Annotated in this window: 14 protein-coding genes; 4 read left to right on the forward strand and 10 right to left on the reverse strand. The window is 37.2% G+C overall.

Annotated elements, in window-relative coordinates; all coding sequences use genetic code 11:
- Position 1 precedes the first annotated feature (1 nt).
- The 5 genes from FTV38_RS12540 to FTV38_RS12560 all read right to left on the reverse strand — a co-directional run bounded on the left by FTV38_RS12540 (position 2) and on the right by FTV38_RS12560 (position 3,311).
- Positions 2-415: a YeeE/YedE family protein gene (locus tag FTV38_RS12540; protein ID WP_168379490.1), complete on the reverse strand. Its 414-nt coding sequence runs from the start codon at positions 413-415 to the stop codon at positions 2-4.
- A 527-nt stretch (positions 416-942) separates the two neighbouring features.
- Positions 943-1,698: a zeta toxin gene (locus tag FTV38_RS12545; protein ID WP_257228783.1), complete on the reverse strand. Its 756-nt coding sequence runs from the start codon at positions 1,696-1,698 to the stop codon at positions 943-945.
- A gap of 3 nt (positions 1,699-1,701) precedes the next feature.
- Entirely contained in the window at positions 1,702-1,962 is a 261-nt protein-coding gene (locus tag FTV38_RS12550; protein WP_180005523.1) for a hypothetical protein, read from the reverse strand.
- 584 nt (positions 1,963-2,546) lie between these two features.
- Positions 2,547-2,939, reverse strand: coding sequence for a hypothetical protein (locus FTV38_RS12555; RefSeq protein WP_257228784.1), 393 nt, complete (start codon positions 2,937-2,939; stop codon positions 2,547-2,549).
- A 3-nt stretch (positions 2,940-2,942) separates the two neighbouring features.
- The gene (locus FTV38_RS12560; RefSeq protein ID WP_078190788.1) at positions 2,943-3,311 is read right to left on the reverse strand and encodes a hypothetical protein; all 369 of its coding nucleotides are present in this window, start codon (positions 3,309-3,311) and stop codon (positions 2,943-2,945) included.
- 1,117 nt (positions 3,312-4,428) lie between these two features.
- Here FTV38_RS12560 and aroQ point away from each other — a divergent pair.
- From aroQ to accC, 3 genes are read left to right on the forward strand one after another with little or no spacing between them, the layout of a single operon-like run.
- On the forward strand, positions 4,429-4,884 hold the full coding sequence (gene aroQ, locus FTV38_RS12565) for a type II 3-dehydroquinate dehydratase (protein WP_180022653.1): 456 nt from the start codon (positions 4,429-4,431) through the stop codon (positions 4,882-4,884).
- 15 nt (positions 4,885-4,899) lie between these two features.
- Positions 4,900-5,316 (forward strand): acetyl-CoA carboxylase biotin carboxyl carrier protein, encoded by a 417-nt coding sequence (gene accB, locus FTV38_RS12570; protein ID WP_078190790.1) that lies wholly within the window; start codon positions 4,900-4,902, stop codon positions 5,314-5,316.
- A gap of 17 nt (positions 5,317-5,333) precedes the next feature.
- A complete protein-coding gene (accC, locus tag FTV38_RS12575) occupies positions 5,334-6,695 on the forward strand; it encodes an acetyl-CoA carboxylase biotin carboxylase subunit (protein WP_078190791.1) in 1,362 nt (453 codons plus the stop codon).
- 71 nt (positions 6,696-6,766) lie between these two features.
- Here accC and FTV38_RS12580 read toward each other — a convergent pair whose 3' ends face one another.
- Positions 6,767-7,249, reverse strand: a complete 483-nt coding sequence (locus FTV38_RS12580; protein ID WP_168379494.1) for a hypothetical protein — start codon at positions 7,247-7,249, stop codon at positions 6,767-6,769.
- A gap of 251 nt (positions 7,250-7,500) precedes the next feature.
- Here FTV38_RS12580 and FTV38_RS12585 point away from each other — a divergent pair, with 251 nt between their 5' ends.
- The gene (locus tag FTV38_RS12585; RefSeq protein ID WP_180022654.1) at positions 7,501-8,931 is read left to right on the forward strand and encodes a GGDEF domain-containing protein; all 1,431 of its coding nucleotides are present in this window, start codon (positions 7,501-7,503) and stop codon (positions 8,929-8,931) included.
- Positions 8,932-8,955: 24 nt separating this feature from the next.
- Here the strand turns inward: FTV38_RS12585 and FTV38_RS12590 are convergent, their stop codons facing one another.
- From FTV38_RS12590 to FTV38_RS12605, 4 genes are all read right to left on the reverse strand, one after another.
- On the reverse strand, positions 8,956-10,116 hold the full coding sequence (locus tag FTV38_RS12590; protein ID WP_180005519.1) for an MFS transporter: 1,161 nt from the start codon (positions 10,114-10,116) through the stop codon (positions 8,956-8,958).
- Positions 10,117-10,362: 246 nt separating this feature from the next.
- A complete protein-coding gene (locus FTV38_RS12595) occupies positions 10,363-12,333 on the reverse strand; it encodes a choline BCCT transporter BetT (RefSeq protein ID WP_180022655.1) in 1,971 nt (656 codons plus the stop codon).
- A gap of 462 nt (positions 12,334-12,795) precedes the next feature.
- On the reverse strand, positions 12,796-13,212 hold the full coding sequence (locus FTV38_RS12600) for a DNA breaking-rejoining protein (RefSeq protein WP_180005517.1): 417 nt from the start codon (positions 13,210-13,212) through the stop codon (positions 12,796-12,798).
- Between the two features lie 77 nt (positions 13,213-13,289).
- Positions 13,290-13,535, reverse strand: a 246-nt coding sequence (locus FTV38_RS12605) for a transposase family protein (RefSeq protein WP_180022472.1), incomplete at its 5' end; no start/stop codon positions are given.

Genomic DNA, 13,535 nt, shown 5'->3' on the forward strand with positions numbered 1-13,535 from the left:
ATTAAGCTCCGATTACATGTCTCATTACATAAACTGTGATAATCCCAGCCAACATAAAACTAGCAGTTGCAAAGAATGAACGCTTAGAAAGACGACTAATACCGCAAATGCCATGACCGCTAGTACAACCTGAACCTAATCTCGTTCCGAATCCAACCAATACCCCGGCAATGATCATCATCCATGGGCTTGCATCCAGTTCAATTGTCACAGAGGTCATTTTCCCGTAGATAAAAGGCACAATAAAAAGTCCTGCTAAAAACCATATCGCAGGTGTTTTTAAAATCGTTTGAGGATTCAACATTTGCGCAATTAAACCACTGATACCGGCGATTCGACCATGTACGTATAGGTAGCCAACTGCGGCTAGGCCCAATAAGGTCCCGCCGAGAAAAGCGGTTAGAAAGGGATGCATATTCATCAGCCTTAAAACATTATATGTTTTTATAATATGTTATTTTGAAAAAGATGCAAGCGCTCCAGTCTAAATATTCGTTCTGACTTGCCTTTTCCTGATTGAAAAATTTAACGCTTCAAGAGTGTTTGATTAGTTTTATTTAGAATTAATTTATAAACTTGAAAAATCACGAAATATTTCCTCGGAGATTTTTCAATAAAGGCTGTTTATTATGAAGTTAATTGAAATAATAGATAGTTTATAGATCAATACTGATATCGCTGAGTGCATCGCTCACCCACGTTAAAGCATCTGAACCCAATTCTATAATATTCGAACCAATTTCAGCTAAGTCGGTCAAATCTAGAGAAGATAAAGGATCAAATGATGAATTGTTTTTTTACTGTTCTTGTTCAGCTTGCTGCTCAATGACTTGATCTAGATCCGTTTGATCTAATGGAGATGAGTTTGAATGTTGTTGTAATTCATTGTCTATATTTTGCATAGAGTTATCCTGTTGTTTTTTATATCACTTACGATTGATATTACTTCGGTTCAAACTCTTTGAGCACCTTATCTACAAACCACCACGGTAAACGCTGAATACCCGAATTCATCTTTAAAATTTCAGCTTGTTCAATTTCCGCAATAAAAGACGCATGCTGTCCATCGGCAGAGTTGTCAAATAAATAACTTCGATCCGTTGCTTCTACCGCCTGCATTAACAAATCCATACTTCGATAATAACGTTCACGAATTTTTTGTTCTGGCACGCCATGTCCACCCGTTTTCACTCGGTACTGAACACGTGAAATATTGATAACAGGATCAATAGTGGAAACATAATACAGATAGGTTCGAAAGCCTTTTCTTTTTGCTTCGCGTAGAAATTCCACCTTTGAAATATGGGACATCACCGTTTCAAACGTAAAACTAATTTTTAACTCTAAAAACTGCAAACGGATGTAATCAATAATTCTTGCACAAAGATATGAATCAATCTGATCTGGATGAAATTCAATTTTCCAGGGATCTAATATCTGATGTTTACGTGCTAATAGCGGAATAAAGTCTCCATCAGCGGGACGTTTTTTCGTATCGAGAAAGTTAATTAATGCTTCTGATTTTAAAGCGGGATGATAATCCAACAAATTGAGCCGGTGTGAATGTTTCAGTTGAGCTTCAAGTTCATCCGCGTTTAAATATGCCCCAATATGATGGGGCAATAAATATTCTTTAACTGTGCTTTTACCTGCACCATTTGGACCCGCGAACATTCTAATGCGAGGCTGTGGAGGCATGTATTAAACAATTTCCTCTATTTTCTTTTTACGTTTTAAAATTTTAGGTAGATCATCCACTTGTACGAAGTCGGCTGATACATCTTTTAATTGTACTTCTTGACCATTTTGAAGACGTTGAACCAGTTGTAGACCTTTTACATAAACCACAGTGGATGACGCACTTGCTTGTTCAAAAGCATGGCGAAATGCATGGATAGCAAGGCTCGGGATCATATCGTCCTCATATTGGCTTGCTTTCATTACTGAAGTATAAGCTGTCATATAAACAACTCCTCAAACATCAAAAATAATGTGTTCAATCATCTTATCATACTCGCAATATTTGTCTATTTATCCATCAGTCATCCCGAGAAGAAATCGATAAAAATGCAAAATGCTTGAATCATTTGATTATCTTACTCGAACAGAATGTCGTATATGAGTAAATGTGCGCGGATGCTACATTATGAATCATGAAAATTTTATCAAAATTAGATTTATCACCCAATTAAGCATTTAATTTTTCACAAAAAAATAGCCACTTATTCAGTGGCCAAAAGAGAACAACATCAACAAGTTGATGTATTAGTACTGATCTATGCAACAGGACCAGGGATGTTTGTTGCATATAAATCGTTCTAACTTGATAATAATAATGTGATGGACTTGTCATTTTAAGCATATTTTATATCATTTTCTGACAATCTACATTTTCAACTTCTAATATTATTAGAAACTGCACCTATAGTGAATAATGCTGTAATAATTTTGAAATATTAGATCATTTCGAATTATGAAAAATAGAACAAAATGAAAGAAAGTTAGACTAGAGCCCAAAAGTTTTAGAAGAGAAATTTAAACCTAAATTATTTTGTAGGACTCGAACAAAATGCACTTTCGTTTAAGCCAGATGACTGCATATTCTGTTGCTGTTGTTGTAAATAATGCTGTGAAGCCACTCGCATTAGATTGGCCATTTCAAGAGCTGAGTTTTGCTGAGAAATTTCTAAAATCTGTTGATATGCATTCAATCTTAAACAAAACGCTTGAGTTTGCTGCTGACCCGTTGCAGTAGATGCAGGATCATCCAAAATAGCTTTGGTTGAATTAATTTGCTCAGTATATGCTTGTATCTGAGCATTATATTCAGCTTGAGTCAGTTGTGGAGTAACCGTTTCATTCACATTTGCATGTATTACAGAAGCAGTAAACACAGAGAAAATAAAGACATAAAGTTTATACATCAATGGAGAATGCATAAATTAAGCCTCATCACCTTCTTTCCATACATCTTCATAATCATCAGCATCGATCATAAAACGATAGCCCACATCCAAAGCTAAATACGGTAGCACTTCAGGCACAACATCTTGCAGTTTACGCACAGTCATTGTTTCAAAGTTATCTGCGCCTTCAAGCTCGCCGCCATAAATATACCAACTGACATTTTCATCACCTTCTGCAGGCTTACGAATACCAACAATTGGATCTTTATTTAAGGTATGGACAGCCACAGCAATTACATCATCGCCCTGCACTTCTACATATGCGGAACCCACTTCTTCACATAAAAGCTTTTGTTCTGCAATCAATTCTGCCAAAGGTGATGAATTTTGCGTATGTTTTGCCATGTTTGTTCTCAGGCCATATAGGTTTCGGGCATTCTACCGTGAATTACACTTATATAGATAAATTTTTTCCCTGCGAAAGCTTTCAAGCCTTGTTTTATCAATTCATTTATAGAAAAAGACTCAATGCGGTAGATTCCACATAAAGGTATAAACAGGTATAAAGGAAACTTAATTCAACACATATACCGCTCAAACACAGAAATAGACGAATAAAAAATAGAATCAGCATGCAAACAGCAAGCTTCTTTACCACCACAGATTTAACTTTTGCCAATACCTGTACAAATTTGGACAAATACCCGATTTTCCAAACTTACATGATTTGTGAAAGAAATCGTCAATGCCTTGCACGCTTCATACATTCAAAACACTGACTAGAAAATACACAGGATGGTTAATACGCTTATATATAGGTCTATAAAGTATGACTTAGCTACGCAATAAATGTTCATCATATCTAAAGCTGTCACTTATAAGGAAATGCTCCCACAGAATATTCAAATCGCTAAGGCAAACAAAATATCTAGCTTGAGCCCTATCATTTATGAAAACATTTTATTGGTTTAGAAATATGCTTTATAAACCATAAAAAAATTAACTATCTTTTAATTTTTATATACTTAGCATACAAAGCTGCTTTATTTTTTCAAATAACTCGCTTGAAAGCTGAGAGCAATTTAGATTTCTTTATGCACGAAATAAATTAAACCTTAGAAATTTTAATTCGCTGTATGAATACCATCTTTATGACTATGCATGCGTAGGCTGTTCAACTGACGACCTATAAGGCGGATACACAAATCAGCACACCTTTTAGATCATTCGCACTGGTTATTACTAAACGTACGCACCATGATAAAGCAAGTTTACACAAAAGATATCAACAGTTTTAGCCAATTGGGTTTAAAATGATGTCCTACAATATAATGATAAAAATGTAATCTTTTAACATTGCCAATTCTCTGCAAAGTTCGCATTATATAGCCCATTCTCGGCACATGCTTTTCACGTCAATTCAAAGAAATTATAAAAAAAATGTGGAATTTTATGCCATAATGAGCAAACTTTGCAGGTATCTTGCAAAGTAAATTTGCAACTTTTTATTGGAGCAGGCTAAATGAGCTCGACCATTTTGGTCATTCATGGACCGAATCTCAACTTACTGGGAAAACGTGAACCCGAAGTTTATGGCTATCTAACACTCGATGATATCAACCAAAAACTGATTTCACAGGCTCAAAACGCTTCCATTTCTCTCGACACTTTCCAAAGTAATTGGGAAGGCGCTGTCGTCGACCGAATTCATCAAGCGCAACAAGAAGGCGTTCAATTCATCATTATTAACCCAGCAGCCCTAACACATACTTCGGTTGCTGTGCGTGATGCCCTCCTTGGTGTAGCCATTCCGTTTATCGAAGTACATCTATCAAATGTCCACGCTCGCGAAGCATTTAGACATCACTCCTATCTATCTGATAAAGCCGTTGGCGTTATTTGTGGTTTAGGTGCAAAAGGCTATGCCGCAGCACTAGACTTCGCCATCGAAAAAATTCAACCAACTTCTCAATCTTAATTAGGAATACTGTTCATGGATATCCGTAAAATCAAGAAACTCATCGATTTGATGATTGAATCTGACTTACAGGCGATTGAAGTTAAAGAAGGCGATCAATCGATTGCTCTAACTCGTCGCAATCCAGTAGTTGCTGCCGCTGCGCCTGCTATGGCTGCACCTGCAGCTGCGCCTGCTGCACCTCGTTCACCACGTGGTGCTGTTGAGCCGTCTCCTATGGTTGGTGTGTTCTATGCTGCGCCAAATCCAGGTGAAGCACCATTTGTGAAAGTTGGTCAAACTGTATCTGCTGGTGAAACACTCGGTATCATCGAAGCAATGAAAATCATGAACCCAATTGAAGCAACTCAAAGCGGTGTAATTGAAGAAATTTTGGTTAAAAATGGCGAAGTGATCCAATTCGGTCAACCATTATTCCGCTATCGCGCTTAAGACCACGGGGAATCACAATGTTGCAAAAAGTTTTAATTGCAAACCGTGGTGAGATTGCGCTCCGCATCACCCGCGCTTGCAAAACTTTAGGAATTAAAACCGTAGGGATTTATTCCGATGCCGACAAAGACCTAATGCACTTACGCTTCTGTGACGAAGCTGTGTGCATTGGACCAGGTGCCAGCAGCGAAAGTTATCTCAATATACCTGCCATTATTACAGCGGCTGAAATCACCGGTGCAGATGCCATCCATCCAGGTTATGGTTTCTTATCTGAAAACGCTGAGTTTGCTGAAATTGTAGAAAACTCAGGTTTTATCTTTATCGGTCCGCGTCCTGAACACATTCGCTTAATGGGGAACAAAGTTTCTGCCATTATTGCGATGAAAAAAGCTGGTGTACCAACTGTTCCGGGTTGTGACCATGCTGTAACGATTCACAATGCATTGGCAGAAGCCAAAGAAATTGGCTTTCCATTGATTGTAAAAGCTGCCTCAGGTGGTGGTGGTCGTGGTATGCGTATCGTTGAACGTGTAGACACGCTACTCGAATCTGTACAAGCTGCTCAACGTGATGCGGAAATGTGGTTTGGTGACGACACCGTTTATATGGAACGTTTCCTTCAAAAGCCACGCCATGTCGAAGTGCAAGTTCTTGCAGATGGTAATGGCCATGCAATTCACCTTTATGATCGTGACTGTTCATTGCAACGTCGCCATCAAAAAGTGCTTGAAGAAGCGCCTGCACCGGGTTTACCTGAAGAAGCACGTGCGCATATTCTTGAAGCGTGTGTAAATGCTTGTAAATTAATGCAATACCGTGGTGCTGGTACATTCGAGTTCTTATTTGAAGAAGGTGAATTCTTTTTTATTGAAATGAATACTCGTGTACAAGTAGAACATCCTGTTACTGAGCAAGTAACTGGTGTGGATATTATCGAGCAACAATTACGCATTGCTGCTGGCTTAGGTTTGGATCTTCAACAAGAAGATATTCAACTTAAAGGTCATGCGATTGAATGTCGTATTAATGCAGAAGATCCATCTACATTTATGCCTTCACCGGGAAAAATCGATCATTTTTATGCACCGGGTGGCGCAGGTATCCGACTAGATTCTCATATCTATCAAGGATATAGCATCCCACCATACTATGATTCAATGATTGCAAAACTCATTGCGCATGGTAAAGACCGTGACACCTCTATTGCGCGTATGAAACAAGCTCTCGAAGAGATTATCTTAACTGGCGTGAAAACCAATATTCCCCTACATAAAGATTTGATTCTTCAAGATAAAAATTTCTGCGAACAAGCAATGGATATTCACTATCTTGAAAAGCATCTATTAAAGAAAGTCGAAGGACATGAAGATAAATAAATCTTCAGCGTCAAAAAAACCACTCAAATGAGTGGTTTTTTATTTTCATAATAAAAGGTCTATAATCATGCTTAAGGCAAAACTCGACGCAATGTCGCAAAACACTGCTGAGCCTGATCGTTGGCACAGAAATTAATAACCGATGGACTTTTCCACTTTACAAAGTACTGTGAAATTTCGCCGGTTTGATCTTGAATATTGCCCGAACAATCCATCTGATTATTGTCATATTTCACTTGCAAAATCAGTGCTGGAATTTGCACATTCGGATCTTGTGCAGGTTGATAGTCATATACCCCTGATGACCACTCTTCACCGCTTTTGATCACAACATCATTATTACTCTTAAAATTATAATATTCGACGCACTTTTTGTTGGTCGGAATTTCCATGCCCCATAAGCCAACCAATTCAGAACGTGTTGTCACCCTAAAGCTATTTATAGCTTCAACTTGATTTTTAGCCTCTGAATTTTGAGTTGTATTCTTATTATCTGCCGCCATCACCAACGATGAACTCAACATGAGTAAAACTGTAAGATATGCTATTTTCATACATTTAATCAGTCATATAAATCATGCTCTTAAAGTAACACATTTTTTTACAAATCCGCGGTTTATCACATTTTCATAACAATCATTTTTCATCTTTATCCAGAAAATCAATCTCCGTTAACGAAACTACAAATCAGCTAAATGCCAAACAAATCACACTATTTACAATAAAATAATATAAAATCTTTTTTATCGTTTAATATTCGAAAAAAACGAATTCTCCCATATTTAACTTAGGCTTACATAAGCTAATGAAACTGCATTCGAATAGTCTTGCTCCGCTTAATGCACGCCACAGCATGGCTTTTGTCATAGTCGCTGCAGTTATTCTTTGCTGCTGCTTAGTCGGTATTTTCAGCCGCCCATTAAGCTATTTAGCGATTTTTTGGCCTGCGAATGCAGTATTGTTAGCAATATTCTTAAGGTTCCCTAAACTGAGTAATCTGGGAGGATGGTTAGGTGCATTTACCGGTTATATGCTCGCAGATTTAGTGACGGGCAATTATTTCCAACTCACTTTATTTCTCACTTTTTCAAATTTAACCAACAGCATGGTATCGCTATTTTTTATGCGATATTTTCAGGTGAACTATCAAAACTATAATAAAGGTTTCACCTTTCTGACCATGATTGTCATCATCGCCTGTGGTGGATGCCTTGCAGGTGCTCTTTTTGCTATTTTCACTGTGCCTTATATCCCCAACACGTTTATGTCGACCGATCGATTGTCGATTGATTTTGGTATGTGGTGGATTACTGAAATATTAAATGCGCTGATTATATTACCGCTTATTCTGTCTTTTCCTAAACTGGCCGATCTTAAACTTTATTTCAAAGATCGACGTCATCAAAGCTTTCAGATCAATAAAATATTTCCGGCAATTGCAGTTGTCTTCTGTGTATTTTTAACAGCCGTTTCTGCAGGTCCAGGGGCAATTCTCTACCCTTTAGCGGCTCTAATTTGGGCAGCATTAACCTATCGATTATTTACCCTATCTCTGATTAATGCCGTAGTCATTTTAGCGACCTATTACAATTTAAATGCCTTCTATTTACATGATTCATCACTCACCTACTTGTCTACAGCCATTTCTGTACGCATTGGCCTTGCCATGCTGATAATCGCTCCATTAATTCTTTGTATTATTAGCCGCAATCGGCACGAACTGTATAAAGAAGTTTTATACCTTGCAAATCATGATAGTTTAACGCATGCGATGAATCGTCGATATTTTTTCGAGCAAGGTGAGCTTTACCTACAAAACCAAATTCAGCTTAACTTTTCCATTATCATGATAGATATTGATCATTTTAAACAATTGAATGATCAATATGGGCATTATGTCGGTGACCAAGTTTTACAGGAATTTTCTGGTATTGTACGTAAGAATTTGCGTGAAACAGATTTATTTGCATGTATAGGTGGTGAAGAGTTTAGTATATTACTTACCAACATTGCAGCACCTGAAGCCCAAGGTATCGCTGAACGTATCCGAAAAGTCGTTGAAACCACACCTATTTTCATTGATGAACAAAATACGATTTATATTACGGTGAGTATTGGTCTGATTCATCAGTCTTTGCCCAATGCTCCAAGTTTGCAAAGTATGATTAATCAAGCCGATCAGGCCTTATATCAAGCCAAAGAGCTCGGCCGTAATCAGGTGATTTTAGTCCATTGAGACTTATCAATATACTGAATTGCTTCAAGCTGGCTTTTGAATCGTTTTAGGCAAGCCCACGACCAAAAACATGGCAGGTAGAACCGCCAGTCCTGCGATCATAAAAATAACGGGTCCCGAAAGCATGTCCCAATATCGACCTGCTAAAATACTGCCACTCGCAACACCTAAGCCCCACATGGTACTGTATAGCGCTTGACCTCGCCCTTGTTGACTTGCGGTAAAATTTTGAAAAATGATTCGCATCGCGATTAAGTGGAATAATCCAAAACTGAAGGCATGAATCGTTTGCGCAGCAAATTGAGTGATAAACACCGCCGGATATAAGCCTACAATCAACCATCGCATCCCTGTTAGCCCCAAACAAATGAGCACTAAGTTACGCCAAGAATATCGATTAAAAAAGACATTGGCATAGGCAAACATAATGATTTCTGCAATGACTCCGACAGACCATAAAAAACCGATTTGGCTCGTCGAAAAATCAGCCTGCTTAAGGTAATTGCTATAAAAACTATAAAACGGTGCATGCGAAAAGAGCAGAAAAAATTCAATGATAAAAAAACTCGCTACAATAGGCCGTTTTAAGATAGGCCAAAGTGGTTCAAGTTTTTTCTGTGAAGATGGTGCAGTAGCGGGCTCTTTAATCGTAAATGACCAAATAAATGCGAGAAATGCAATGCATAACAACATGATAGGAAGCATGGAAACAGGTATTATTTCTAGCAAAGCCCCTATTCCAAATACCCCAACAATGAAACCAACTGATCCCCATTTTCTGACTTTTCCATAAAGTTCTGCACGACGCTCAGCGAGCCAAAATAAAGTTACTCCTTCAAATTGAGCCAATATGGCATTTTGAAAGAAACTAAAAACCAGCATGAGTAATGCAACAGACTGAAAACTATTGGGAATTATAAAAATCAGAAACCAAATACAGGCTTCCATCCATGTTGCTATTCGAACTAAAAGCATGCGCTTGCCGGATTTATCTGCAATCCAACCCCAAATAAACGGTGCAAAAAAACGTGTGACAATTGCAATCGAAGATAAAATACCTATTTCTTGATAATTAAACCCTTGATCCTCTAGATACAAACTCCAATACGGCATGAATGTACCCACTATTGAATAATAGAAAAAGTAGAATCCACCGAGTTTGGAATGGATTGGAATGTTAAGCATCAAGCTGTATTCCTTTGTATTTACAATAGGTTATAAACTTTTCAGAGTTGTATACTTTTGCATCTAAAAGGCTTGGTTAGGATATGGCGAGTATACAAATTTATTTTAATTAAATTATTTCAAAATTTGTATAATTTTATCAAAATATCAAATTTCCTCATTATTCTATTTATTAAACAATATGTTATTTTTACTTATAAAACTTTCATATGTTAATAAAAACCGCCCATTTGGGCGGTTTTTTATCTATTGGCTCTTAGTTCGAACTAAATTTAAAAAATGCAGATGACGCTCATATTGATCAATGACATCTTGCAAGATATCTTCTTGCGTCCATTCGATGATGTCATAATTTTGACCACCTTCCCTCAAAAATACTTCAGCTTGATAATCTTGCGTAATTTCTCCTGAATCAATCATAAAGCTTGGTGTATTTTTTTCTTGGACAACTACTTGGTAGATAAAGTTAATCTCATCTTGATGGTTTACACGAAGCTGCAAGCCATCATCTATCGTGTTTACCGTCACATCTAAATGACGACGCTTAAACTCTTTCTGTAGATTTGAAAATGCCTGGCTTACCGTTGTATCAATATATTGTTCAACTTCTTCACGTGTATGCGGATAATGCATAATCAATCCTAAACGTTGCTGCCAACTTCTTGGATTATGAATTGCTTTAGGTGTAATACGCGCATCCTGTAATGCTTGCATCTTGGTTGCATCTAAATGTAGAGCCTTGACTAAGCCCCAGCAAATTAAAAGCATTACAAAAGTGAATGGTAATGCACTCAACATTGTTGCAGATTGCAAAGCACCTAAACCTCCTGCAAACAACAAAACAATCGCAAGTACAGCCATTAACGTTGTCCAAAACAATCGCTGCCAAGTTGGAGAGTTTTCAGATTTTGCAGTTAGATAGTCTGTAACTAAAGCCCCAGAGTCTGCCGAAGTCACAAAAAACAACATGACCAGAATGGTCGCCACAAAACTCATCACGCCTGAGAATGGCAAGGTCCCTAAATATTCAAATAACGCAACGGATGAATCTCGTTGCACTGCAGAAATCAGCGAGGTGTTCGCTTCGTTTAAAATACTATAGAGTGCAGCATTCCCCATGACTCCCATCCAGATCAGCGTGAAGCCTGTTGGAATAAGTAAAACACCTACAATAAACTCACGAATAGTACGTCCTTCAGACACACGCGCAATAAACATACCTACGAATGGCGACCATGAAATCCACCATGCCCAGTACATAATTGTCCAACCACCAATCCAACCATCAGATTGATAGGCATATAAATTAAAGGTCATGTTGAATAAGTTTGAAAAATACTGGCCAGCATTTTGTATAGTCGCTTGTAATATAAATATTGTTGAACTAGCAAAAAATACAAATAATAAGAGGGTTAATGCTAAGCCTAAATTGATCTCTGATAATCGTTTAATACCCTTGTCTAAGCCCATAAATACGGACAAAGAGGCCATAGCCGTAACAATGACAATTAGAATTAGTTGCGTCGTCGTTGAATATTCAATCCTGAATAGATAATTCAGGCCGGAGTTAATTTGGGTTACACCAAAACCTAATGTCGTTGCGACACCAAATACAGTACCGATCGTCGCAAAGGTATCTACACCATCACCGATTGGACCATAGATTTTTTTTCCTATGAGAGGATATAACGCAGAGCGAATTTTTAGAGGTAGATTGTGTCTATAAGCAAAGTAAGCTAACGCCAAGCCAACAATTGTGTAGATTGCCCAAGCATGAAGTCCCCAATGGAAGAATGTTACACGCATAGCTTGCTGAGCTGATTGGATAGTTTCTGGTTCACCGGTTGGAGGTGATACATAGTGCATCACTGGCTCCGCGACACCGAAGAACATTAAGCCAATACCCATACCAGCAGTAAATAGCATAGCGAACCAGGAGCTATTACTATATTTTGGCTGGCTATGGTCTAAACCAAGTTTAATTTTACCCATATTTGAACAGGCAATATAAATAAGCACTATTAGAAAAATGGCTACAGATAACACATAGAACCAACTGAATGAGTTTGTAACCCATTGATTTAGTTGTTTAGTAATTAGATCAAAAGCATTGGGAGCTAAAAATACAATGGCAATGAAAATGCCGATAATAACAACTGTGCTAATAAACACATTTGGATTCACATTGGAATACCATGACGGTTTCAATGAAGACATACCTTCCCTATTCCGTTTTATTTGTAAGACAGATCAAAATTGATCAAAGAGATATCCGCTAACTGCGGAAGAAACAGGCTTGTAAAGATGAGTGCTGGCGATTGTAATTTCGCTCTATACGATAAATATTAAAAATATTCATGCGCATAAATTGAAAATTAAAGGCTGACTCAATCTAAGCCACTGTTTAGAATGTGCACATGTTATCATATTTTTAGATACTAAATTGAATATTAAGCAATTTATTAAATTAAGAAAACGATCAATTTAATGTCTTCATTCTAAATTCATTATATTTATCAATATCATTTTTCTTAATTTCTTATAATTTTCCAATTAATACAAAACTCAAAAAACCACTTTTTGGTGGTTTTTTGAATATTTTTTATCACTTATATAATTTCATCTGGTTGGTTTTTCTTCGGTTACTTTCTAAGTTATCCAGATCCAGATAAAGTAAGTTTAGCGAACTGCTTCAACATGCAATTTATAATTAACCGTTCTATTATTCCGTGCCGTATTCCGCATTTGGTAGATCTGAATCAAATAATTGCCTGATTCTGGCAGCTTGAATTTTCCAGATACTCCTGTTGTAGATCCAATCACTAAAGCTTCTGTTTTTCCTGGTTTATCACCAGGAGCATATATATTAATTTGGGCTAAATCATGATTGCTTGTCAGCTTATAGCTTAAAGTTTGTCCAGCCTTAGCATTCAAACTATACTGAATGTCATCGTAGCCTTTAAATGATCCTGCAACTGTAGTACCAATAGCACCTTTTGCAAACTGAATGGGTTTTACTGGTGCAGCAGATACACTTGGCGAAACCGCCGCAGACAAAGCCAAAGTTATTGAACCTAACAAAGTTAATTTTTTCATCACTATGTGCCATTTTTAAATTGATCATTTTTAATCATGTGAAATTCTAAATTTCATCAATAGATTTCTTTCATAAGTCATTTTTCACTCAGCTCCAAGTTATAAATTCCAGCAATTAGATTGAATCTCAATGCTAGTCTTTTGCCTCGATTGCGATATCGCTCAGCAAGAATTTTGAAGGTTTTCAAACTGCCAAATACATGCTCAATTCCAATTCTTCTTTTATTGATTTCCTGATTATAGATTTTTAGTTCGGAATCCAGTTTACAGTGCTTCTTTGCTTTTAATGGCAACAAGCTATTCGGATACACTGTATAAATTCC

The sequence above is a fragment of the Acinetobacter sp. YH16044 genome (assembly GCF_013417145.1).
In the GTDB taxonomy this organism is placed as follows: Bacteria; Pseudomonadota; Gammaproteobacteria; order Pseudomonadales; family Moraxellaceae; genus Acinetobacter; species Acinetobacter amyesii.

Excerpts from the sequence above, each read along its gene's own strand:
- accB (WP_078190790.1), top strand. The coding sequence starts at position 4,900 with ATGGATATCCGTAAAATCAAGAAACTCATCGATTTGATGATTGAATCT.
- FTV38_RS12545 (WP_257228783.1), bottom strand. The coding sequence starts at position 1,698 with ATGCCTCCACAGCCTCGCATTAGAATGTTCGCGGGTCCAAATGGTGCA.
- FTV38_RS12595 (WP_180022655.1), bottom strand. The coding sequence starts at position 12,333 with ATGTCTTCATTGAAACCGTCATGGTATTCCAATGTGAATCCAAATGTG.
- aroQ (WP_180022653.1), top strand. The coding sequence starts at position 4,429 with ATGAGCTCGACCATTTTGGTCATTCATGGACCGAATCTCAACTTACTG.
- accC (WP_078190791.1), top strand. The coding sequence starts at position 5,334 with ATGTTGCAAAAAGTTTTAATTGCAAACCGTGGTGAGATTGCGCTCCGC.
- FTV38_RS12555 (WP_257228784.1), bottom strand. The coding sequence starts at position 2,939 with ATGCATTCTCCATTGATGTATAAACTTTATGTCTTTATTTTCTCTGTG.
- FTV38_RS12550 (WP_180005523.1), bottom strand. The coding sequence starts at position 1,962 with ATGACAGCTTATACTTCAGTAATGAAAGCAAGCCAATATGAGGACGAT.
- FTV38_RS12580 (WP_168379494.1), bottom strand. The coding sequence starts at position 7,249 with ATGAAAATAGCATATCTTACAGTTTTACTCATGTTGAGTTCATCGTTG.
- FTV38_RS12540 (WP_168379490.1), bottom strand. The coding sequence starts at position 415 with ATGCATCCCTTTCTAACCGCTTTTCTCGGCGGGACCTTATTGGGCCTA.
- FTV38_RS12590 (WP_180005519.1), bottom strand. The coding sequence starts at position 10,116 with ATGCTTAACATTCCAATCCATTCCAAACTCGGTGGATTCTACTTTTTC.
- FTV38_RS12585 (WP_180022654.1), top strand. The coding sequence starts at position 7,501 with ATGAAACTGCATTCGAATAGTCTTGCTCCGCTTAATGCACGCCACAGC.
- FTV38_RS12560 (WP_078190788.1), bottom strand. The coding sequence starts at position 3,311 with ATGGCAAAACATACGCAAAATTCATCACCTTTGGCAGAATTGATTGCA.
- FTV38_RS12600 (WP_180005517.1), bottom strand. The coding sequence starts at position 13,212 with ATGAAAAAATTAACTTTGTTAGGTTCAATAACTTTGGCTTTGTCTGCG.